Raw genomic sequence first — 20,495 nt, 5'->3', positions numbered from 1 at the left:
GATTCTCGTTAAGAAACGTTAAAACTTATATCGTTCGGCTTATAGCATCTAATACTAAAGAAATACGACCTAAAAAGTATCTGTTTTCTTTTAGGTAAACTGATGTAAACTTGGCTTGAAACTTTGATTTCGTGTGAAGTTTGTAGCAAAATAACGCCTGAATTTCACATCACGCTATGCGGATAAATTTTAGTTTGGCGTTTGCCTTTTATTAATATATTCGCGTGGTGCTGTTAATAGAACTTAACAAGACTCTCATCATTAGGAGATACATCAATGAAAGCTTATCTGGCTCTGATTTCCGCTGCCGTTATCGGCTTAGCTGCATGCTCTCAAGAAGCTGCAAAACCTTCTGAAGCCCCTGCTGCTTCCGCTGCTTCTGAAGCTGCTCCTGCAGAAACTACTGCACCTGCCGATGCCGCTCCTGCCTCTGAAGCCGCTCCAGCCGATACTGCCGCCGCTCCTGCTGCCGGCAACTGCGCGACTACTGTTGAAGCCAACGACGCTATGCAGTTCAACACTAAAGAAATCCAAGTAAGCAAAGCTTGTAAAGAATTCACCATCACTTTGAAACACACCGGTACCCAACCTAAAGAAAGCATGGGTCACAACATCGTCATCGGTAAGGCCGAAGACATGGACGGTATTTTCAAAGACGGTGCCGGTGCTGCTGCAACTGACTACGTTAAACCTGACGACGCACGCGTTGTTGCTCACACCAAACTGATCGGTGGTGGCGAAGAAGCTTCCCTGACTCTGGATCCTGCTAAATTGGCTGGCGGCGAATACAAATTCGCTTGTACCTTCCCAGGTCACGGCGCTTTGATGAACGGTAAAGTTACTTTGGTTGACTAATCCGCCTAAAGCTCGAAAACAGACAGCCTGCCTTGCGCAGGCTGTTTTGTTATAATCTGGAAACATTAATTTAAGAATAAATCCTATGAATCCGTTTGAAACCAAAAGCGTTACTTTTGCCGAACCCATTGAAATGCTGTACGCCTGCCACGGCAAAGTGCGCCGTTTCTGCAATCAGGTTGCCATGTTGTCGGACTATATCGCCGAAAATGGCTGCAATCAGGTTGTTTTGCAAACCATCCGCCAAATTGCCCAGTATTTCAACGTTGCCGCACCGTTACACCATGAAGATGAAGAAGAAAACTTCTTTCCGCTTTTGTTGCAATATGCGCCGCAAGCACAAGAAAGCGTTGACGAGCTGTTGCGCCAACATGTCAGCCTGCATAGCAACTGGGACGGCGTGGCGGCTGAATTTGCCAAGCTTGAAGCGGACAACACCTATATCCCTGATGCCGAAGCATTCAAACGTTTTGTCGCAGGATATGATGTTCATCTAGCAATTGAAGAGCCTTTGTTTGATATGGGCAAAACCTTTATCCCCAAAGAAAAATTGACCGAAATCGGCGAAATTATGGCTGCACGCCGCCGCAAATAAGGCCGTCTGAAACAATCGTCTCAAGGAATACACTATGCTGACCCCAAAAAGTTGCGATTTGTTCAATATCCCTTTTTTCCAGTTTTCCCAGCTTAAAAAATACCAGCCTGAAAGCATTCCGCAAATCAAGGCAGACTATAAAGAAAACTGGCAGGTATGGCAGCAGCTGATCCAGCAGGTTGCCGCCGAATTGGGTGCGCCGTTTGCGCCGCCGCATATCGAACGCTGGTGTAACGGCTGGCAGGTACGCGCTCATTTCTTTGCTTATTTCAAATACGAACAATATAAAAATTCCGCAGCGATTTTATCGATTTTGCTGAATCGCCGCCGTTTGAGTGTCAGCTTGGATTGGCACTGTTATAAAGCCGATGTTTCCCCCATCGCGCTGCCTGATTACAACCGCTGGCTGGATAATTTTGATACTGAAAAATACGCTTCATTCGATATGTGGCACGGTGCGGAAAGCGAATATGACGATTATCGTACCGTCGCCCAACAAAGCGACGGCGATAGAAAGCTTCGAGACGACAAAGATTTCTTCTGTATCGGAAAACACATCGAACGCGATGATTTGGGCAAGCAGGATGTCGCGAAATGGATAGCGGAAACAGTGGAAGAATTACTGCCGCTTTATGAAGCTTGTCATGGAAAATAACTCAGGACGTAGAAAGACAAATTGCCCATAATAAACTCAAGGCCGTCTGAAAATCATATTCAGAACGTTTCAGACGGCCTGTTTCTCAAAGTGAACAAACAAATATGACCGAAACTCAATCCTTAGAGCTTGCCAAGGAGCTGATTTCCCGCCCGTCCGTTACGCCGGATGACCAAAACTGTCAACAACTGCTGGCCGAACGCCTGCAAAAAATCGGTTTTTCCGTCGAAGAGCTTCATTTTGGTGACACCAAAAATGTTTGGTTGCGCCACGGTACGCAGGCTCCGGTGTTCTGCTTTGCCGGACATACCGACGTCGTGCCGACAGGCCCTGTTGAAAAATGGGATTCCCCCCGTTTGAACCGACCGAACGTGAAGGCCGTCTGTATGGCCGCGGCGCGGCGGATATGAAAACCAGTATCGCCTGTTTCGTTACCGCCTGCGAGCGTTTCGTTGCCGAAAATCCCGATCATCAAGGCAGTATCGCACTCCTGATTACTTCGGACGAAGAGGGCGATGCGCTGGACGGCACGACCAAAGTTGTCGATGTGTTGAAAGCGCGCGGCGAGTTGATTGATTACTGTATCGTTGGCGAACCAACTGCCGTGGATAAATTGGGCGATATGTTGAAAAACGGCCGACGCGGCTCGTTGTCGGGCAACCTGACCGTCAAAGGCAAGCAAGGCCATATTGCTTATCCGCATTTGGCAATCAATCCCGTGCATACTTTTGCCCCGGCCTTGCTGGAGCTGACACAAGAAGTCTGGGACGAGGGCAACGAATACTTTCCGCCGACCAGTTTCCAAATTTCCAATATCAACGGCGGCACAGGCGCGACCAACGTTATTCCAGGCGAGCTGAACGTCAAATTCAATTTCCGTTTTTCTACCGAGTCTACCGAAGAAGGGCTGAAACAACGTGTCCACGCCATTTTGGACAAACACGGCGTGCAATATGATTTGCAGTGGACTTGCTCAGGCCAACCGTTCCTGACTCAGGCCGGAAAATTGACCAATGTGGCGCGCGAAGCCATTGCCGAGATTTGTGGCGTTGAGGCCGAATTGTCCACCACCGGCGGTACTTCGGACGGACGCTTCATCAAAGCCATTGCCAAAGAACTCATTGAGTTAGGCCCGTCTAACGCGACCATCCACCAAGTCAACGAAAACGTACGTTTGGAAGATATTCCGAAGCTGTCGGCAGTGTATGAAGGTATGTTGAAACGTTTGTTGAAGTGAAAAGGCCGTCTGAAAACGGCAGAAAAGGTATTGCCTCATCAAAATTGGCATACATTGGGACAATGCTTTGACTGTTATTAATCGATTTCTTCACTAAAGGTTTTCTATGCAGAAATTTATCTCAGCCCTTGTTGTATTGGGATTGTCATTATCTTTGACAGGTTGTCTTGAGTCCGAGCCAAAGCCTCAAGCAGTTTCAATCAATCAAGGAAAAATTTTAGAAAAAAATGTACTAGTGGGATTGTGGCATATTGACGAGTTACCCATGGATGCGCCCAAAAACGCATATTATCTCAGTCGGGTAGAAACAGCCGGCTCTGACAATCACATTTATGGAAAGCACATTGAGTTTGATAAAGACGGCAGGTTTAGTAGCAGTTATTCAGCAGAATGCGGTAATGATTGTTTTCCGCATTCAGAAGGTCTTTATCGATTTGTAAGTGATGATGAAGTGATTCTGCAAGCGACCAAGGTTGAGCAAAGAGGCTATTGTGGAGAAAACGGAGAGTTTAAAAAGAGTGGTGAGTGGATCTTGGGAAAATTTAAGATAGAAAAAGACAAAGAATTTGTTGTTTTAAAGAAAATTCTATAATTCCAATTTTTGGATTTTATAAAATTTTGAGTGAATTTCATTGATAGGGTAGGCGGAAACTTCCAGCCAACCTGCACATAAGTTTTAAAGCCGCCGTACCGGATGGTGGATTCTATGATCCGTCGGGTAATCGTTTGGGGTTTGTTGATTATCGGGAGTAAATGCAGATGATTACTCTGCCTTCTTTAAATGCGCTTCCATTAAAGTGGAATGACATCCGCGAGCAGTTGGAAACCAACTTTCCTGCCGACCTCGAAGCCTTGCTGCACGAGCGGTTTACGGAACACGAAGCCAAGCAGCTTGAGCAGGATTTTATTGACTGTATCGGTTGTACGCCTGAAGAATATGTCCGTATCCGCCGAGCTGTCCGACTGTTGGAAACGCGTTATCCGGATAGTCCGCACGAACTGACTGCGGCCGCGGTTGCCACGCCGTTGGGCGAGATGTTGGCGGTGTTCGGCAGTAAGGGTTTGTGTCTGCTGGAATTTGTCGGGCAGAAACATATGGAACAGGAAATCATGGCTGTCCAAAAAGCTTTGCGCGGGCAATTTATTTTCCTAGAAAATGAGCAAACGCAACTTTTGCGCCAAGAATTGGATTTATACTTTCAAGGCCGTCTGAAAGTTTTTGCAACGCCTTTGGAAACAATAGGTACAGCTTTTCAACAGCAGGTGTGGAATGCGCTGCTGACCATTCCTTACGGCGAAACGCGCAGCTACAAGGAGCAGGCGCAACAGTTGGGTAATCCCAAAGCCATTCGTGCCGTTGCCGCTGCAAACGGGCAGAACAAGGTGTCTATCTTGATTCCCTGCCACCGCGTTATCGGTAGCGACGGTAAGCTGACCGGCTACGCAGGCGGTTTGAACCGCAAACAATCGTTGCTTGCCTTGGAGCAAGGCGAGGTTCAGACGGCCTTGTTTTGAGTTTTGATAGAGGATAAGGGGCCGCGCTTCGGGCAGGCTTCGAACGTTGAAAAATTGAGTAGCAGAAGGTCGGGGAAGCCCGGAAAAATCTGCATGGAGAAAAATGTTGGGTAACGCCCACGCTAGAAAAAGAGAAATAAGACATGAGCCTGAAAAACCGCCATTTTTTAAAACTTTTGGATTTTACGCCGGAAGAAATTACCACCTATCTCGACCTTTCCGCCGAATTGAAGGCCGCTAAAAAAGCAGGGCGCGAGGTGCAGCGTATGAAGGGAAAAAACATCGCCCTGATTTTTGAGAAAACATCGACTCGCACCCGTTGTGCGTTTGAAGTGGCAGCACGCGACCAAGGGGCAGGGGTGACTTATCTGGAGCCTTCTGCCAGCCAAATCGGGCATAAGGAAAGCATTAAGGATACGGCGCGTGTTTTAGGGCGGATGTTTGACGGTATCGAATATCGTGGTTTTGAACAGGATGTGGTGGAAGAGCTGGCCAAGTATGCAGGCGTGCCTGTGTTCAATGGTTTGACCAACGAGTTCCACCCGACCCAAATGCTCGCCGATGCGCTGACGATGCGCGAGCATAGCGACAAGCCTTTGAATCAAATTGCGTTTGCTTACGTCGGTGATGCGCGTTACAACATGGCCAATTCGTTGCTGGTGTTGGCTGCGAAACTGGGCATGGACGTGCGTATCGGTGCGCCGAAAAGTTTGTGGCCGTCTGAAAACATTATCGAGACGGTGCAGGCTGTTGCCAAAGAGACCGGCGGACGGATTCTGTTGACGGAGAATGCGCAGGAAGCCGTGAAAGGCGTGGATTTTATCCATACCGATGTGTGGGTCAGCATGGGCGAGCCTAAAGAGGCTTGGCAGGAGCGTATCGATTTGCTGAAAGGTTACCGCGTTACCCCCGAATTGATGGCGGCGGCGGAAAATCCGCAAGTCAAGTTTATGCATTGCCTGCCTGCTTTCCATAATCGCGAAACCAAGGTCGGCGAATGGATTTATGAGACATTCGGCCTGAATGGTGTGGAAGTAACGGAAGAAGTTTTTGAAAGCGAAGCCAGTATTGTGTTTGATCAGGCAGAAAACCGGATGCATACGATTAAAGCGGTGATGGTAGCGGCATTGGGCGATTGAGTTTTGCGCTCAACGCTGCTTACTGCTTCATTTAATAGAGATTAAATAAAGGCCGTCTGAAAGAAAGACTTTCAGACGGCCTTGTCGTTTGATTGGGGTTTATTGCCAAATCAGGACTTTGGGTTCGGGCGTTACTTGATAGCCTTCTTGACGCAATAGTTCGATTAAGCCTTTTTCGCTGGGTAAATGGGCAATACCGACGGCAAAGAGGGTACTTTGTTTGGCAGATTGCTTGCGGATTTCAGGTAACCATGCCAAGTTACGCCGAATCAGGAGGTCGTTTTTCAGCCAATCGGACATGGTTTTGGCGTATTTGGTATCAACAAGTTTGAGGGTGCGTTGTTCGGTTTCTTCTAAAAGTGGGATGAGTTCTTCAAAGCGACCGTCTGAATAGGCTTGATGGAGTTTTTTGATATCTTCGGTTTCTTCTTTATTGGTTTTAATACTGGCTTTCAGAAAGTTGAGCATGGTTTCTTCAGGCTGGGCTTTGAAGATCGCGGTAACATCGTCCAAGCTTTCTAATGAACCACGCGGCTTATTGATGTCGGCGGCCGCGTTGGTCAGCAACATATCTGCACCGGTTTCTGAGCTATACCCTTTGGGAAATGTACTGCCGGCAAAAATGAATGCCGCCCACGGATGGAGTTTGTCGGCAAATTGGGCGATGGGTCGGCTTTCTTCATTTTGTGAATAGATTTCTTGTAAAAGACGGAAATCTGCTTTGCCAAGCTTGAGGCTGAGCGGTTCGGTACTCATGACTTCCTTGAAGTATTTTTGATACATTTTTTTCGTTTCCGGACTGCTGTCCGGCAGTGGATCGACTTCTGTGGTCAGTTGGTCGGTGGATTGCAATAGTTTGACTGCATCGGAAGACAAGGTTTGATTGGTTTGCCCCATGTGGATGGTGCCGAGCAGATAGGAATCGGGTTGGCCTTCTTTGCTGATTTTCCAAACATTGCTGGTCAGTTTAGGCTGCTGCCAGTTAAGTTCGGCAGGTTTGTTGTCGGTTGAAGTTGCATTAGGTTGGCAGGCACCCAAGGCAAGGGCGGTCAATGGCAAAAGCAGGCAGGCAAGCAGTTTTTTCATGTTTTTCCTTATTGTGGTGTGCGGTAGGTAGGGGCAATTTTAGAAATCGAGCAGGTTTTGAACCGGATGTTCGCCCGTTTCGGGTTTTTCCATTTTGCGGTTGCGGATTTTGGCCTTCCTGAGGGATAGAAGGTGCATGACTTGATGCTTTTGGCTATCGGTCATCTGGAGCCAGTACAAGCGCTCTTCCCGGTTGCGCAGACAGCCTTTGCAATAGCCTTTGGCATTGGCTTCGCAGACACCTATACAGGGACTGGGGATGGGGAAAAAATCGGGTTGTTCCATATTTTAAAAGCGTTTGAGATAAGAGACCGGACAAATCAAAATTGCAGACTGCATTCGTATTTGTCTAAACACGGCAAGTGTATCCAGTAGGATTCCTACCAATATCCAATTGAGTTGGTCATTTCAATAAGTTTATATCTGCCACCCTAGGCATAAAAACCCTAAGAGAAACCATAAATATATCGCAGAAGAAGTCAGTATCTTCCCTATCGTCAGATTTTTCCAATAAAACCCAAGTAAAAACATTATAAAAATTAAAGGAATTCCAATATAAATATAATAATTAAGCGAACCTAATTCACTGAACACGTTTATAACAGAATAGAGACCGACAAATCCACCTGACCAAAAAACAATTATTGCTGGCCCTAAAAAAATAGCCGTTATTAAATGAGGGAGGAGTAAGATTTTTATCCATTCTTTATGTTTAATGTTCATTTTATATCTTGTACTGCAATGGTATCGTATCGATTCAAATAGGGGGAACAAAGTGTACAGTAAGGTCTCCAAGATCAATTACGGTATGTTTGGCAGAATCATGTTTTAATACAAATCTGGAGTTCCTCTATATGTTGATTTTCAGACGACCTATTTCAGCCCCAACGATCTGCATTTTATGACTTAATCAGTTTACGCAAAGACTGATTATTGTATTTGATATCGGCAATCATTCGGTCGTATTGGTGCATTCTACGGAGCGAGCGGGTAATCAGATAGATCGAGAAAATAATCAAACTGATGTTCATCAGACTGACCAGTGCGAGCAAAGGCCAAACATCAACGGCCTCGTACCATTTTGATGTCGCAATCAGCGCACTGAAAATAGACAAAGGGAGTGCGAAAACGGCAATGCCCGTACGCATGATAGCAAGTGCCGTGCGTTTTTCAGCAAGGAGAAGCTGCACTTGATTGATGCTGAGGATATCGTTTTGCTGTTCGGTAATCATAGGGTGCGCGCCTATACAAATTAACTTTGAATCCTGATAAAGCGGGAAATATGGTTTTATGTTACCCGAAAGTATTGAAAATAAAAACAAAGGTCGTCTGAAAATTTTCAGACGACCTTTTCCATTCCTGTTTACACAGTTTGCGAGTATTTGGCTTTGGTTTCTTTATGGCGCAGATGGTAGTCGAACACCATGGCGATGTTGCGGATCAGGAAACGGCCCTTCGGCGTAACAGTCAGGCTGTGCGGTTTGAGACGGACCAGGCCGAGGGTTTCCAGTTGCTTCATATCTTCCAGTTCGGCTGCAAAATAACGGCTAAACGGAATGCCGAACACGCTTTCGTAAATCCGATAGTCGAGCGAGAAGCGGCACATCAAATCCTGAATGATGTTGCGGCGCAAAATATCGTCTTGATTGAGCTGGTAGCCGCGCATAATCGGCAGATGTCCGGCATCGAGTGCGGCGTAATAGGCATCGATGTCACGCTCGTTTTGGGAGTAGGTGCTACCGATTTTGCCGATAGAGGATACGCCGATTGCCACCAAGTCGCAGTCGGCATAGGTCGAGTAGCCTTGGAAGTTGCGTTGCAGGAAGCCTTCTTTGAGGGCGATGGAGAGTTCGTCGTCAGGTTTGGCAAAGTGGTCCATACCAATGAAAACGTAGCCTCGCTCAGTCAGGGTTTGAACGCAATATTGCAGCATATCGAGTTTTTCTTCGCTTCCAGGTACGACATTGGTGTCGATACGGCGTTGCGGTTTGAAGATATGCGGCAGGTGGGCGTAGTGGTAGAGGGCGAGGCGGTCGGGACTGAGGGACAAGACCGTGTCGATGGTGGTTTTGATGCTTTCGGTGTTTTGGTGCGGCAGGCCGTAAATCAAATCGACGCTGACGGATTTAAACCCGGCTTCACGCGCGGCATCAATCACCTCTTTGGTTTCTTCATAACTTTGAATGCGGTTGACGGCTTCCTGTACTTTAGGGTCAAAGTCTTGAATGCCGACACTCATGCGGTTGAAACCGAGTTTGCCCAGTTTGAGGACGGTTTCGCGGCTGACTTTGCGTGGGTCGATTTCGATGGAGTATTCGCCGTTTGGAATCAGCTGAAAGTATTTACGAATCATGTCGAAGACGCGTTCGAGTTGGTCGTCGCTCAGGAATGTGGGCGTGCCGCCGCCGAAGTGGAGCTGCGCGAGCTGGTGTCTTCCGCCTAAATGAGGTGCCAGCAATTCCATTTCTTTTTCCAGATACTGGATATAGGCATCGGCACGGCTTTTGTCTTTGGTAATAATTTTGTTGCAGCCGCAGTAGTAGCAGATAGTATTGCAGAAGGGAATGTGGATGTAGAGTGAAAGGGGTTTGTTGAGCGCGCCCATGTTGCGCAGGTTTAAAGCTTGGATATATTCGGCTTCTTTAAAGCCTTCATGGAAGCGGTCGGCAGTCGGATAGGAGGTATAGCGAGGACCGCTTGATGGCAAACTGGCAATCAATTCACGGTCAAATTCCGGTAATTCATTGTTTGTGTTGGTGTTATTTGAGATGGGGATAATTTTCATGGTCGGGGCTTGTAGTATGAAGTAGGGAAATTAGGGAAAATTTTAGTCAAAATTTCGATAGTTTGGTAGAATGCCTGATAATGATATGCCGACTTTGACTTGGGTCAATAGTTATTCGGCTTCATCAGGGATTTATAGAACTATGCAGATTAAGGGTGCGTTATGGCCACACACAATGCAACACATCAAATGAAAACCTTGTGTTCCACATGTTCTTTACGCGAGCTGTGTTTGCCTGTCGGACTGATGCCTAACGAATTTTCACAATTAGACGCGGTTATTCGTCAAAGCCGCCGTCTGAAAAAAGGTGAATACCTGTTCCGTGCCGGCGAGCCGTTTACCTCTTTGTTTGCCATCCGTGCGGGCTTCTTTAAGACAACAGTCGCCAGCCAAGATGGACGAGATCAGGTAACCGGCTTTTTTATGTCGGGCGAGCTGATCGGTATGGATGGGATTTGTTCCCATATTCACAGCTGTGATGCTGTGGCTTTGGAAGACAGCGAGGTATGCGAGCTTCCGTTTACACATATTGAAGAACTCGGTCAGGATATTCCCAGCCTCCGTTCTCACTTTTTTCGCTTGATGAGCCGCGAAATTGTCCGAGATCAGGGCGTTATGTTGCTTTTGGGCAATATGCGCGCTGAAGAGCGATTGGCGGCATTCTTGCTCAACTTGTCCCAGCGTCTCTATTCACGAGGTTTTGCCGCCAATGATTTTATCTTGCGGATGTCGCGTGAGGAAATCGGCAGCTATTTGGGGCTGAAACTGGAAACAGTCAGCCGCACCTTGTCTAAATTCCATCATGAAGGCTTGATTTCTGTTGAACACAAGCACATCAAAATCTTAGATGCGACAACCTTGAAGAAAATGGTTTCTGGTTGTTCGCATGCTATCTGAATCTTAGGCCGTCTGAAATATTTCAGACGGCCTTTTTAACAAGAATTAAAGAATAATTGTTAAGTTACGCAAGTTATAGTTAGATGTTAAATTGAAAAATCTTCAACAACCGGCGTGTACAGAATGCGGTCAACTGCTTCACGGGTCAGTTTCGGTGCAAACATCTGTATAAAATCATAGGTATAACCGCGCAGGTAAGTATCCGAGCGTAAGGCTATCCAAGTGGGCGACGGTTCAAATAAGTGCGCCGCATCAATCAGCTGTAAATCTTGATCGACCGCGGGATCGTACGCCATTTTGGCCATCAAACCAACACCCAAGCCTAAGCGAACATACGTCTTCAATACATCCGTATCGGCAGCCGATAAGGCAACATCAGGTTGCTCAATATGCGCTTTATTAAATGTACGCGCAATGCTGCTGCCGGAATTAAAAGCAAATTCGTAAGTAACCAGCGGAAAAGAAGCCAAATCTTCAAGGCTTAAAGGATTGCGGCAGTCCAAAAGAGGGTGGTCGTGCGGAACAATGACGGCATGGTTCCATTCATAGCAGGGCAGTTTGCCCAACTCGGGATGATCGTCAATGCGTTCGGTAATAATTGCCAAATCCGCTTCGCCGCTGCTGACCATTTGCGCAATGGCAGAAGGGCTGCCTTGTTTGATGGTCAAATTGACTTTAGGGTAGTTTTTGACAAATTCCGCAACGATTGTGGGCAAGGCATAACGCGCCTGGGTATGCGTTGTCGCGATGGTCAGCGAGCCGCTGTCGTGATCGGTAAACTCGCTGCCGATATTTTTAATGTTCTGTACATCACGCAAAATCCGTTCCGAAATCTCTAACACGGCTTTGCCCGGTTGTGAAACGGAAACCACACGCTTGCCGCTGCGGATAAAAATTTGGATACCCAATTCTTCTTCAAGCAGGCGGATTTGTTTGGAAATGCCGGGCTGGGATGTAAAAAGCGCATCTGCAGCCTCGGAGACATTCAGATTGTGCCGGTAAACTTCAAGGGCGTAACGTAATTGTTGCAGTTTCATGGTAGCAGTATCGGATACGTTGTTATTGTGGATTTTGTGCGACAAACGGTCTGTAATTTAACATATTTTGCCCGGTTTTGCCCTGAGTTTTGAAAACGTTTGTTTTTAATGAAAATATCTTTTAATGATATGAAAACAGGAAATTCAGGAAAGAAGAGGGAAAGGGGTTTTGTTGTTTTTGTACAACTTTAGGTAGGTGAATTGTCTGATTTTGCCCTAAATTAATGACACAAGATTGATTTTTCGGCATGATTAACTACTAGGAAGCAGGCACTTCATAATTGTTTGAAGGCATCGAGTATTGACAGTTTGCCTTGCGCTTCTTTATAGTGCAACCTGATATATCCGATTTGCCGCTGTTTTGATACTGCGGCCTGTATATTGGTACTTTGCAGCGGTTGCTTTCCTAGTCCGCCGCATAACAATTTGATGAGGGAATAAAATGACCAAACAGCTGAAATTAAGCGCATTGTTCGTTGCCTTGGTTGCCTCTGGCACCGCTATGGCCAGCGAAGCGCACACCAAACACGGTTACACCGTAAGCAGCCAATCTCAAGAAATCGTCCGTAACAACTACGGCGAATGCTGGAAAAACAGCTACTTCGACAAAGCTACCGAAGGCCGCGTTGAATGTGGTGATCGTGAAGCAGTTGCTCCTGTACAACAAGCTCCTGAGTATGTTGATGAAACTGTTTCCCTGTCTACTAAAACTCTGTTCGGCTTCGACAAAGACAACCTGCGTCCTGAAGCTCAAGAAAACCTGAACGCTTTGGCTCAACGCCTGAGCAACGACAGCGTACAAACTGTACGTGTTGAAGGTCACACTGACTTCATGGGTTCTGAAGAATACAACCAAGCTCTGTCTGAGCGTCGTGCTAACGTAGTTGCTAACTACTTGGTAGGCCGTGGCGTTGCTTCTAGCAAAATCTCTGCAGTAGGTCTGGGCGAGTCTCAAGCTCAAATGACTGCTACTTGTGAAGCTGAAGTTGCTAAACTGGGTAAAAAAGTTTCTAAAGCTAAGAAACGTGCTGCCCTTATCGCTTGTATCGAACCTGACCGTCGCGTTGATGTTAAAATCCGCAGCGTTGTTACTCGTCAAGTTGCTCCAGGCCAAACTATCGAAGGTCAAGGCGAATTGCCTGCTACTGATGAAGGTTGGATCCCAGCTCCTTACAATGGCGTTCACGGTTACGCTAAACCTTAATCGGTTTGTGAAAAATGCCCTGCAATATGCAGGGCATTTTTTTATGGTTTATATTTGAAGAGTCGGGGGAGTTCATGATTCAAAATAAAAGGCCGTCTGAAAGACTTCTTTTCAGACGGCCTTTTATTGAGACAGATTAGTTTGGTTTGGGCCATTTCCATACGCAGATGGCTGCCAGTATCGTACAAATCAAAAAGATGATATTGGATAAGCCGTGCCAAACGCCGAATGTTCCACCTACTAGGGACAGCAGCCAGTTATCCAGCCCATATTTGTGTGCTTCGATAACAGGCGTAACCAAAAGATGGTTGCAGGCTAAGAGTAGCCAAAGTACCAAGATCCACCAAGAAAGTGAGGCCAGTTGCCGTCTGAAAAAGGCATAGGCTGCGCCAAAAATAACTAAGCCACATATCGCTGTAATGGCAAATAAAATGCCGGCAATTTCTCCCGCCTGCATTTTAGGCAGAAGGCGGAACAGGATAGGGGCGGTAACATAGCCTGCGGTCAGCTGCATACCGAGCCACATGGTGGCAGCGGTTTGGATAATTTTGTACAGTAGATTCATTATATTTCTCTTGGGAAGATTTCACTTTTTCTATTATGGTGTTTTTAGGTACAACAAAAGGCCGTCTGAAAATGTTTTCAGACGGCCTTTTGTTTATTTAGATATATTGTACGGCAATGATGTCATATTCACGTACGCCGCCGGGTGCTTGAACTTCTGCAACGTCGCCTTCTTCTTTGCCGATTAAGGCGCGGGCAATTGGAGAGCCAACGTAGATTTTGCGTTCTTTGATGTCTGCTTCATCTTCACCGACGATTTGGTAGGTAACTTGTTCTTCAGTTTCCAAATCTTCCAGTGTTACAGTTGTGCCGAATACGATTTTGCCTTCTGCATGGATTTCGGCAGGGTTGATGATGTGCGCCATAGAGAGTTTGTGTTCCAACTCGGCGATGCGGCCTTCGATAAAGCCTTGACGCTCTTTAGCGGCTTCGTATTCTGCGTTTTCAGACAAGTCGCCGTGCGAACGTGCTTCGGCGATGGCTTCGATGACTTCTGGGCGTGCTACGCTTTTGAGGTGTTGAAGTTCTTGTTTCAATAATTCTGCACCACGGACGGTCAAAGGGATTTTTTGCATTGGGTTCTCCATGAAAGCATGATAATGCTTTTAAAATTTTATCCGGCCACGCGCGGTAGCCGGATTGGAAATAAAAATACAAGCCGCCAAAGCTTGGCGGCTTGATGAATAAATAAGTAATGTCTGTATTCTACCAAATTCTGCCGAAACCGCAATGATTAAAACGGATTTTCAGTAAAGTGTTGTTTTCTGTCTATTTTGTTTTTTCAGACGGCCTAAAAACTAAATATTGAAGTATTTCAAAGCTGCATTGGAAAAACGGTTTCTTAAATGAATGTTTTTGATTAAAATACCTGTTGCTAATTCGTAGTAATTAGTCTGCTTTAACTATATGAAGAGAAAATATGGAAACAAAACCAACTTCCCAAAATGAACAACAGGCTAACCGCCGTTATTTGACTGTTTGGCGATGGCATTTTTATGCCGGACTTTTGGTTGCGCCGTTTTTAACCCTGCTGGCTGTTACAGGGTTGGGAATGCTGCTATTCGCCAATATTACCGGTAAAGAAGGCGAACGCATACATATTACGCCGCAGGCAGTGGTGCAGCCTTTGTCGGCTCAGGCTGAGGCCGCCAGACAGTTTGTGAATCCGGAAACTGCTTCTGTAGTGCAATATATTGCGCCGCGCGCAGATGATATGGTTGCCGTATTCCGCGTGAACAATGACGATAAAGCCACTATGGTTGCCGTTGATCCCTATACGGCAAAAGTTGTGAATACGATGCCGCGTGGTCAAGGCTGGTATCACACGATGGACGAAATCCACGGCGATATGATGATCGGCCCGGTGGGCGACTATCTGCTGGAAACTGCCGCGTCGCTGACCATCCTGATGATAATCACGGGGATTTATTTGTGGTGGGCGAAACAGCGCAGCCTGAAATCCATGCTTGTGCCGAAAGCAGGCAAAGGACGCACATGGTGGCGTAGCATGCACGGAGCATTTGGTTCTTGGGTTTCTTTGATTTTGTTGCTGTTCTGTCTGTCAGGTATTGCTTGGGCAGGTATTTGGGGGGGTAAAGCGGTTCAGGCGTGGAGCCAATTTCCTGCGGGTAAATGGGGCGTCGAGCCGAATCCTGTATCTTCCGTACCAACCCATGGTGATGTGCTGAACGACGGTAAATCTAAAGAAGTGCCATGGATTTTGGAGTTGACGCCTATGCCGGTTTCCGGTACGACAATGGGTGAAAACGGCATTAATCCAAGCGAGCCGATGACTTTGGAGACGGTTGACCGCTTTGCACGTGAAATTGGCTTTAAAGGCCGTTATCAGCTCAATTTACCCAAAGGTGAGACCGGTGTATGGACGTTGTCGCAAGACTCAATGAGTTACGATATGATTAGTCCAACCGCTGACCGCACGGTACATATTGATCAATACAGCGGTAAAATCCTAGCTGATATTCATTTCGACGATTACAACTGGTTTGGTAAATTCATGGCGGCAAGTATTGCTTTGCATATGGGTACATTGGGCTGGTGGAGCGTATTGGCAAATGTCTTATTCTGTCTGGCGATTATCTTTATCTGTGTCAGCGGCTGTGTAATGTGGTGGAAACGCCGTCCGTCGGAAGCACGTGGTTTGGTTCCTCCTGCACAGAAAATCAAATTACCGGTATGGTGGGCAATGGCTGTGCCACTTCTGATTTTGGCTGTGATTTTCCCAACTGCCATTGCCGCAATCGCTGTTATTTGGATTTTGGATACACTGTTGTTATCACGTATCCCTGCATTGGCAAGATGGTTTAAATAACCATTCGATGTGATTAAAGGCCGTCTGAATCTTTTGTTTCAGACGGCCTTTTGTATAAAGGTTAAAAGAAGCAGGGGAATTATGATTCTGTTTAAGTTTATGCGCGAGATGTGTATTGTGATTGGCTTGCAGGATTGTGTAAGAAAGACGAGGAGATCTTGTATAAAAACAAAAACCCACTTCATTGAAGTGGGTTTTTGATGAAAGCTATTAGCCTTTGCGAGCAGGCAATTTTTCTTTAATGCGAGCTGCTTTACCGGTCAGGCCGCGCAAGTAGTACAGTTTGGCGCGACGTACGTCACCACGGCGTTTAACTTCGATTTTTTCTACGGTAGGAGAGTACAGTTGGAAAGTACGTTCTACACCTTCGCCGCTAGAGATTTTGCGAACGATGAAGTTGCTGTTCAGGCCACGGTTGCGGCGAGCGATAACAACACCTTCGTATGCTTGCAGACGGCTGCGAGAACCCTCAACTACGCGTACAGATACGACAACGGTGTCGCCTGGAGCGAATTCAGGGATTTCTTTGTTCAAGCGAGCGATTTCTTCTTGCTCTAATTGTTGAATCAAGTTCATTTGTTTTTCCTAAGTTATGATTGGATTTCCTGTTGCTCTTGCAAGATTTCTTTTAAGAGGCGGGATTCCTTTGGGATTAAACTGCGCTTTTCTAATAAGTCAGGTCGGCGCTCTAAAGTGCGTCGCAGCGATTGTTTCAATCGCCACTCGGCAATCAAGCCATGATTTCCTGAGCGTAAGACCTCGGGAACCATCATGCCTTGGAATTCTACGGGTTTGGTGTAATGAGGACAGTCTAAAAGGCCGTCTGAAAACGAGTCTTGTTCGGCTGACTGTATATCGCCCAATACACCCGGAACCAATCTTAAGACGGCATCCATCAACATCATGGCGGGTAATTCGCCACCCGAGACGACAAAGTCGCCAATGCTGATTTCTTCGTCCACACTGCTTTGCAGCAGTCTTTCATCTATGCCTTCATAGCGTCCGCATAGAAGAACAAGATGGGGCAGTTCGGCAAGTTCTGCCGCTTTTTTATGTGTCAGCGGCTGACCTTGCGGACTGAGATAAATTACTTTGACAGGTTTTTGCGAGTTTGCTTTGGCTTCTTCAATTGCCGCTTGAAGCGGCGGCGCCATCATAATCATTCCTGGACCACCTCCGAAGGGGCGATCATCGATATAGCCAAGTTTGTTATCGGCAAATTTTCGGGGATTGATGGCTTGAAACTGCCAAAGATTTTGTTTTCTTGCTCTGCCTGTAACGCCATATTCGACAATGCTGTCGAACATCTCCGGGAAAATGGTGATGGCTTGAATCAGCATCAGTAGTCCAAACCCCAGTCGGCGATAATGGTTTTGCTGTCGGTATCGACAGATTCGATATAGTTGGAGACAAAGGGAATCAGGATTTGTCCGTGTTCGCCTTTAATCATCAAAACATCATTTGCACCGGTTTCCATCAGGTTGCTGACTTTGCCGAGGACGATGTTTTCTTTGTTGATGACGGTCATGCCGACTAAATCTGCCCAGTAGTATTCGTCTTCCTCAGTAGGGGCGAATGACTCTCTGGGGATTTCGATGGTATAGCCGCGCAAGTCAAATGCTTGGTCGCGATCGTCTATACCTTCAAATTTGACCTGAAGTTCGCCATTGACAATTTTACCTGCCTCAAGCACAACATTCAGGGTTTTGCCATCCTTGCACAACTGCCACTCGGGGTAGTCCAGCAGGCTATCGGTATATTCGGTATTGGCGGCAATTTTAAGCCAGCCTTTAATACCGAATACGCCTTTGATGTAGCCCATGGCTACCCGTTTTTGAGTGTCTGTCATGGTCATTTTGGCTGATTAAGCAGCGATTTTTTGCTCTTTAATCAGTTTGGCAACTGCGTCGCTAACTTTCGCGCCTTGAGCAACCCAGTGGTTGATGCGGTCTGCGTCGAAACGCACGCGTTCTTGTTTTTCGTTGGCAACGGGGTTGTAGAAACCTACGCGCTCGATGAAGCGGCCGTCACGACGGTTGCGAGAGTCAGTTACGACTACGTTGAAGAAAGGGCGGTGTTTTGAGCCGCCGCGAGCCAAACGGATAACTACCATTTTGAGTCCTTTTGAAAAATGCGGATATATAGAAACCGCTAATTTTAGGATATTTCACACGGGTTATGCAAGTTTTTATTTGTTTTTGTTGCTGTTTTGCCATTCGTTCAAATCGAGGCTGGCTTGATACAGGCCGCGGTCGGTTTCCGATGGGGTGACGGTAAATCCTGATTTTTCAGCGAGTTTGAGCATCGGTGTGTTTTCTTTGAGGATTTCCGCATTCATGGTTTGGTAACCTTGCTGTGTGGCAGTTTGGATAATCAGGCTCATCATTTTGCCGGCCAAGCCGGTTTTGCGTGCTTCAGGTGCCAAAGTAATGCCGAACTCGCACTCATTGCGATTGATGCGGCTGTAGCGGCTGACTGCGACGATACGGCCGTCTGAAGCGAAGGCTGCCCATGCGCATTCGGTATGAAAATCGGGACGGGTCAGCCGTGCGAGTGTGGGCAGCGGCAACTCGTTGGTATGGGTCATGAAGCGCGTATAGCGGTCAGCCGCGGGTAATTGGCGGACAAATTTTTGTTTGGCTTCGGCATCTTCAGGCTCTAGTGCGCGGATGTGTAGTGTGTTGCCGTCGGGTAGAGTAAATGTATCGGTTCGGCTCGGATAGGGTGCGAGTACGTTTTGTATCTTGGGCGTTTCAGTTTTAGGGTGCAGCAGTTCGGACGCGGCTTCGCCTGTGTTGCGTAGGAATTCGGCCGCTGCCGGATTTTTTTGTTGGAGGTAGGCGGCGGCACTTTGCATTTTGGCAGCGGCCTGTTCCAAGGTTTGGACGGCTTTTTTGGGGATTTTGGTTGTTGGTGTGGCTGGTTTTTCCACGATTTCGGGAATGATGGTGCTGTTGTATTGGCTACCATTGTAGTTGAGGATAATGTCGCCGATATGCTGGTCGTTGTGGATAAGCGTGTTTAGGGAATGCAGAAATTGATTGAGAACGGAAGTGTTGTCGAGTTCCGCAAATTGACTTAAACGCTGAATATCGAGCGTGGTAAAGGGAGGTAATGCGGCTTCGGTTTTGCCGTTGTAATGGGCGGTAAGGATGTTGCCGTAAATGGCATGGCGGCTGAACCGGAACTGGACGGCATGGTGTTTTTGGGTTTGGCACGGAGGCAGGTATAGCGCTTCCGCCATCAGTTCGGTTTGGCCGGATGCAATGGCTTTATCGATACTTTTGCTTTTAGGTGTTTTCAGACGGCCTGTTTTGGCTGGGGCAGGGGTATTTTGTACTTGTTGCAAATAGGCTGTTTGATTGCGGAAATAAAGTGTCAGTAAGGCTTCTTCCGGCGTGTTAAACCGAGTCAGGCCGTCTGAAAAACGATAGCTGACGAGAATGGGCTTGCTGGTTTTTTGTGCCAAATTATCCAGAGTTTGATGAATGCTGTACGCATCCGGCGTATCTGGCGAAATAATGCCGAGCAGGGCTTGAGTATGCGGATTTTGTAATTGTTCGAGCGCCAGACGGTGGATGCGTGCAGGCGTGGGGTTGCTGCCGATGCAGCCTTGTCGGATGGATGGTGCTTCGGTTGGGAGGTCGAGGGTCAATTCGCAGGCATCGGCGGTAGTGCGCAGCCATTCTATCGGCGTGTCGGACAGAATGGTAGGGTTGGTAATGACGGGAATGCCGGATAGGTGGGCTTTTAGGGCTGTTTCCAGTTCGGCGGTATTGAATACCGGTTGGAAATTGCAATGGCGGCTGAGGCTGCGCAGGATGGCTTTGTCTGTGTCGTTGGTGTAGTGTGTGGACAACAGGATAAGCGGTGTGTGGCGTGTAAAGTGGCGGATGGCACTGAACAGCTCGCGTTGGTTTTCGGCTGGATTGTAGTGGATCACGGCAACTTTGGTATGGCGGTTGTGACCGAAGCGGTTGAGCCAGTCGGCGGATGTGGTGGGGCTTAGGTCATAGTTGAGGCTGATGTGGCGTGATACGCCTTGGTGCAGCGTATTCAGCAGATGGTTGATGTTGCGGCTGACGGTGCTGTGGCCGGTTAGTAATGCGATATGGCCGGCCGGATAGTCGGTTTGGGTGCCGATGTTGAGGTTGAGTGAGGGGAGTTGGATGCCTGCACTGTTGCACACGGTGATGTTCAATTCGTCGCCGTGATATTTTTGAATAATGGAACGGGCGTTTTTGCAGGATTCGGGTGGCAGGTTTTCCCAATCTTGAATCAGGATAATGTGGCGCAGGTCTTTTTTACGGCAGGCTTTGAACAGCGAGTCGTAATGGTCGGGCGGGATAACGGCAACAACCAAATCGGCTTGGCCCGGGATTTTGCTGAGGCTGGAGTAGGAGGGAATGCCTGCGACACTGCTGTGTCGAAGATTGACGGGGGTGATTTTGCCTTGATATGAGGAACCGAGCAGGTGGCTGAAAATGCGTTCGCCAAGGCTGTGCGGACGTTCGCTGGCGCCGACGAGGATGATGTGTTCAGGCATGAAGAAGTAGCCGGTTTGGACGGTTGCACTCATGATGGTTCCTTATTTGTG

Annotated in this window: 21 protein-coding genes and 1 pseudogene; 10 read left to right on the top strand and 12 right to left on the bottom strand. The window is 47.3% G+C overall.

Going from position 1 to position 20,495, the window contains the following annotated elements; all coding sequences use genetic code 11:
* Window positions 1–276 precede the first annotated feature (276 nt).
* The 7 genes and pseudogenes from azu (at window position 277) to KCG55_RS01780 (ending at window position 5,996) form a co-directional block, all read left to right on the top strand.
* On the top strand, window positions 277–855 hold the full coding sequence (gene azu / locus KCG55_RS01810) for an azurin (protein WP_254323217.1): 579 nt from the start codon (window positions 277–279) through the stop codon (window positions 853–855).
* Between the two features lie 85 nt (window positions 856–940).
* On the top strand, window positions 941–1,450 hold the full coding sequence (locus KCG55_RS01805) for a hemerythrin domain-containing protein (RefSeq protein ID WP_254323216.1): 510 nt from the start codon (window positions 941–943) through the stop codon (window positions 1,448–1,450).
* Window positions 1,451–1,484: 34 nt separating this feature from the next.
* On the top strand, window positions 1,485–2,105 hold the full coding sequence (locus KCG55_RS01800) for a glucose-6-phosphate 1-dehydrogenase family protein (protein WP_101755896.1): 621 nt from the start codon (window positions 1,485–1,487) through the stop codon (window positions 2,103–2,105).
* Between the two features lie 104 nt (window positions 2,106–2,209).
* Window positions 2,210–3,342 (top strand): annotated as a pseudogene (dapE, locus tag KCG55_RS01795) (succinyl-diaminopimelate desuccinylase).
* 106 nt (window positions 3,343–3,448) lie between these two features.
* Window positions 3,449–3,934: a hypothetical protein gene (locus tag KCG55_RS01790; protein ID WP_254323215.1), complete on the top strand. Its 486-nt coding sequence runs from the start codon at window positions 3,449–3,451 to the stop codon at window positions 3,932–3,934.
* Between the two features lie 167 nt (window positions 3,935–4,101).
* Window positions 4,102–4,857 carry a methylated-DNA--[protein]-cysteine S-methyltransferase gene (locus KCG55_RS01785; RefSeq protein ID WP_254323615.1) on the top strand — a complete coding sequence of 252 codons (756 nt, stop codon included), beginning with the start codon at window positions 4,102–4,104 and terminating at the stop codon, window positions 4,855–4,857.
* 143 nt (window positions 4,858–5,000) lie between these two features.
* Window positions 5,001–5,996: an ornithine carbamoyltransferase gene (locus tag KCG55_RS01780; RefSeq protein ID WP_254323214.1), complete on the top strand. Its 996-nt coding sequence runs from the start codon at window positions 5,001–5,003 to the stop codon at window positions 5,994–5,996.
* A 99-nt stretch (window positions 5,997–6,095) separates the two neighbouring features.
* Here KCG55_RS01780 and KCG55_RS01775 read toward each other — a convergent pair whose 3' ends face one another.
* The 4 genes from KCG55_RS01775 to hemN form a co-directional block, all read right to left on the bottom strand.
* Entirely contained in the window at window positions 6,096–7,082 is a 987-nt protein-coding gene (locus KCG55_RS01775) for a TraB/GumN family protein (protein ID WP_254323213.1), read from the bottom strand.
* Window positions 7,083–7,121: 39 nt separating this feature from the next.
* Window positions 7,122–7,367 (bottom strand): DUF1289 domain-containing protein, encoded by a 246-nt coding sequence (locus tag KCG55_RS01770; protein ID WP_070591646.1) that lies wholly within the window; start codon window positions 7,365–7,367, stop codon window positions 7,122–7,124.
* 614 nt (window positions 7,368–7,981) lie between these two features.
* Entirely contained in the window at window positions 7,982–8,314 is a 333-nt protein-coding gene (locus KCG55_RS01765) for a hypothetical protein (protein ID WP_003684426.1), read from the bottom strand.
* A gap of 131 nt (window positions 8,315–8,445) precedes the next feature.
* On the bottom strand, window positions 8,446–9,867 hold the full coding sequence (gene hemN, locus KCG55_RS01760) for an oxygen-independent coproporphyrinogen III oxidase (RefSeq protein ID WP_254323212.1): 1,422 nt from the start codon (window positions 9,865–9,867) through the stop codon (window positions 8,446–8,448).
* Window positions 9,868–10,029: 162 nt separating this feature from the next.
* On the opposite strand from hemN, the gene fnr reads away from it, so the two are divergent.
* Window positions 10,030–10,764 (top strand): fumarate/nitrate reduction transcriptional regulator Fnr, encoded by a 735-nt coding sequence (fnr, locus tag KCG55_RS01755; protein WP_039862092.1) that lies wholly within the window; start codon window positions 10,030–10,032, stop codon window positions 10,762–10,764.
* Between the two features lie 86 nt (window positions 10,765–10,850).
* Here the strand turns inward: fnr and KCG55_RS01750 are convergent, their stop codons facing one another.
* On the bottom strand, window positions 10,851–11,801 hold the full coding sequence (locus tag KCG55_RS01750) for a CysB family HTH-type transcriptional regulator (RefSeq protein ID WP_150537329.1): 951 nt from the start codon (window positions 11,799–11,801) through the stop codon (window positions 10,851–10,853).
* 442 nt (window positions 11,802–12,243) lie between these two features.
* Here KCG55_RS01750 and KCG55_RS01745 point away from each other — a divergent pair, with 442 nt between their 5' ends.
* Window positions 12,244–13,005, top strand: a complete 762-nt coding sequence (locus KCG55_RS01745; RefSeq protein ID WP_049323939.1) for an OmpA family protein — start codon at window positions 12,244–12,246, stop codon at window positions 13,003–13,005.
* 136 nt (window positions 13,006–13,141) lie between these two features.
* Here KCG55_RS01745 and KCG55_RS01740 read toward each other — a convergent pair whose 3' ends face one another.
* The gene (locus tag KCG55_RS01740; protein ID WP_254323211.1) at window positions 13,142–13,570 is read right to left on the bottom strand and encodes a DUF4149 domain-containing protein; all 429 of its coding nucleotides are present in this window, start codon (window positions 13,568–13,570) and stop codon (window positions 13,142–13,144) included.
* 97 nt (window positions 13,571–13,667) lie between these two features.
* Window positions 13,668–14,144, bottom strand: coding sequence for a transcription elongation factor GreA (gene greA / locus KCG55_RS01735; protein WP_003684304.1), 477 nt, complete (start codon window positions 14,142–14,144; stop codon window positions 13,668–13,670).
* Window positions 14,145–14,488: 344 nt separating this feature from the next.
* Here greA and KCG55_RS01730 point away from each other — a divergent pair, with 344 nt between their 5' ends.
* Complete coding sequence (locus tag KCG55_RS01730; RefSeq protein ID WP_070632549.1) at window positions 14,489–15,898, top strand: PepSY-associated TM helix domain-containing protein; 1,410 nt, start codon at window positions 14,489–14,491, stop codon at window positions 15,896–15,898.
* 210 nt (window positions 15,899–16,108) lie between these two features.
* Here the strand turns inward: KCG55_RS01730 and rplS are convergent, their stop codons facing one another.
* The 5 genes from rplS to KCG55_RS01705 all read right to left on the bottom strand — a co-directional run bounded on the left by rplS (window position 16,109) and on the right by KCG55_RS01705 (window position 20,477).
* Window positions 16,109–16,474, bottom strand: a complete 366-nt coding sequence (gene rplS, locus KCG55_RS01725) for a 50S ribosomal protein L19 (RefSeq protein ID WP_003679470.1) — start codon at window positions 16,472–16,474, stop codon at window positions 16,109–16,111.
* 14 nt (window positions 16,475–16,488) lie between these two features.
* Window positions 16,489–17,238: a tRNA (guanosine(37)-N1)-methyltransferase TrmD gene (trmD, locus tag KCG55_RS01720; protein WP_254323210.1), complete on the bottom strand. Its 750-nt coding sequence runs from the start codon at window positions 17,236–17,238 to the stop codon at window positions 16,489–16,491.
* Window positions 17,238–17,747, bottom strand: a complete 510-nt coding sequence (rimM, locus tag KCG55_RS01715; protein ID WP_254323209.1) for a ribosome maturation factor RimM — start codon at window positions 17,745–17,747, stop codon at window positions 17,238–17,240. Before rimM ends, trmD begins: the two co-directional genes overlap by 1 nt.
* 15 nt (window positions 17,748–17,762) lie before the next feature.
* Window positions 17,763–18,011, bottom strand: coding sequence for a 30S ribosomal protein S16 (gene rpsP / locus KCG55_RS01710; RefSeq protein WP_003684452.1), 249 nt, complete (start codon window positions 18,009–18,011; stop codon window positions 17,763–17,765).
* Window positions 18,012–18,086: 75 nt separating this feature from the next.
* Window positions 18,087–20,477: a bifunctional acetate--CoA ligase family protein/GNAT family N-acetyltransferase gene (locus KCG55_RS01705; protein WP_254323208.1), complete on the bottom strand. Its 2,391-nt coding sequence runs from the start codon at window positions 20,475–20,477 to the stop codon at window positions 18,087–18,089.
* Window positions 20,478–20,495: the final 18 nt, after the last annotated feature.

The sequence above is a fragment of the Neisseria subflava genome (assembly GCF_024205745.1).
Lineage (GTDB): Bacteria > Pseudomonadota > Gammaproteobacteria > Burkholderiales > Neisseriaceae > Neisseria > Neisseria flavescens_B.
The sequence above is the reverse complement of the archived record's forward strand: the minus strand, read 5'-3'. Positions and strand labels throughout refer to the sequence as shown.

Coding starts and splice junctions, on each gene's coding strand:
- KCG55_RS01750 (WP_150537329.1), bottom strand. CDS start 11,801: ATGAAACTGCAACAATTACGTTACGCCCTTGAAGTTTACCGGCACAAT.
- rpsP (WP_003684452.1), bottom strand. CDS start 18,011: ATGGTAGTTATCCGTTTGGCTCGCGGCGGCTCAAAACACCGCCCTTTC.
- KCG55_RS01770 (WP_070591646.1), bottom strand. CDS start 7,367: ATGGAACAACCCGATTTTTTCCCCATCCCCAGTCCCTGTATAGGTGTC.
- hemN (WP_254323212.1), bottom strand. CDS start 9,867: ATGAAAATTATCCCCATCTCAAATAACACCAACACAAACAATGAATTA.
- rimM (WP_254323209.1), bottom strand. CDS start 17,747: ATGACAGACACTCAAAAACGGGTAGCCATGGGCTACATCAAAGGCGTA.
- rplS (WP_003679470.1), bottom strand. CDS start 16,474: ATGAACTTGATTCAACAATTAGAGCAAGAAGAAATCGCTCGCTTGAAC.
- KCG55_RS01730 (WP_070632549.1), top strand. CDS start 14,489: ATGGAAACAAAACCAACTTCCCAAAATGAACAACAGGCTAACCGCCGT.
- KCG55_RS01705 (WP_254323208.1), bottom strand. CDS start 20,477: ATGAGTGCAACCGTCCAAACCGGCTACTTCTTCATGCCTGAACACATC.
- KCG55_RS01745 (WP_049323939.1), top strand. CDS start 12,244: ATGACCAAACAGCTGAAATTAAGCGCATTGTTCGTTGCCTTGGTTGCC.
- KCG55_RS01800 (WP_101755896.1), top strand. CDS start 1,485: ATGCTGACCCCAAAAAGTTGCGATTTGTTCAATATCCCTTTTTTCCAG.
- KCG55_RS01790 (WP_254323215.1), top strand. CDS start 3,449: ATGCAGAAATTTATCTCAGCCCTTGTTGTATTGGGATTGTCATTATCT.
- KCG55_RS01740 (WP_254323211.1), bottom strand. CDS start 13,570: ATGAATCTACTGTACAAAATTATCCAAACCGCTGCCACCATGTGGCTC.
- trmD (WP_254323210.1), bottom strand. CDS start 17,238: ATGCTGATTCAAGCCATCACCATTTTCCCGGAGATGTTCGACAGCATT.
- KCG55_RS01785 (WP_254323615.1), top strand. CDS start 4,102: ATGATTACTCTGCCTTCTTTAAATGCGCTTCCATTAAAGTGGAATGAC.
- KCG55_RS01780 (WP_254323214.1), top strand. CDS start 5,001: ATGAGCCTGAAAAACCGCCATTTTTTAAAACTTTTGGATTTTACGCCG.
- KCG55_RS01805 (WP_254323216.1), top strand. CDS start 941: ATGAATCCGTTTGAAACCAAAAGCGTTACTTTTGCCGAACCCATTGAA.
- azu (WP_254323217.1), top strand. CDS start 277: ATGAAAGCTTATCTGGCTCTGATTTCCGCTGCCGTTATCGGCTTAGCT.
- greA (WP_003684304.1), bottom strand. CDS start 14,144: ATGCAAAAAATCCCTTTGACCGTCCGTGGTGCAGAATTATTGAAACAA.
- fnr (WP_039862092.1), top strand. CDS start 10,030: ATGGCCACACACAATGCAACACATCAAATGAAAACCTTGTGTTCCACA.
- KCG55_RS01775 (WP_254323213.1), bottom strand. CDS start 7,082: ATGAAAAAACTGCTTGCCTGCCTGCTTTTGCCATTGACCGCCCTTGCC.
- KCG55_RS01765 (WP_003684426.1), bottom strand. CDS start 8,314: ATGATTACCGAACAGCAAAACGATATCCTCAGCATCAATCAAGTGCAG.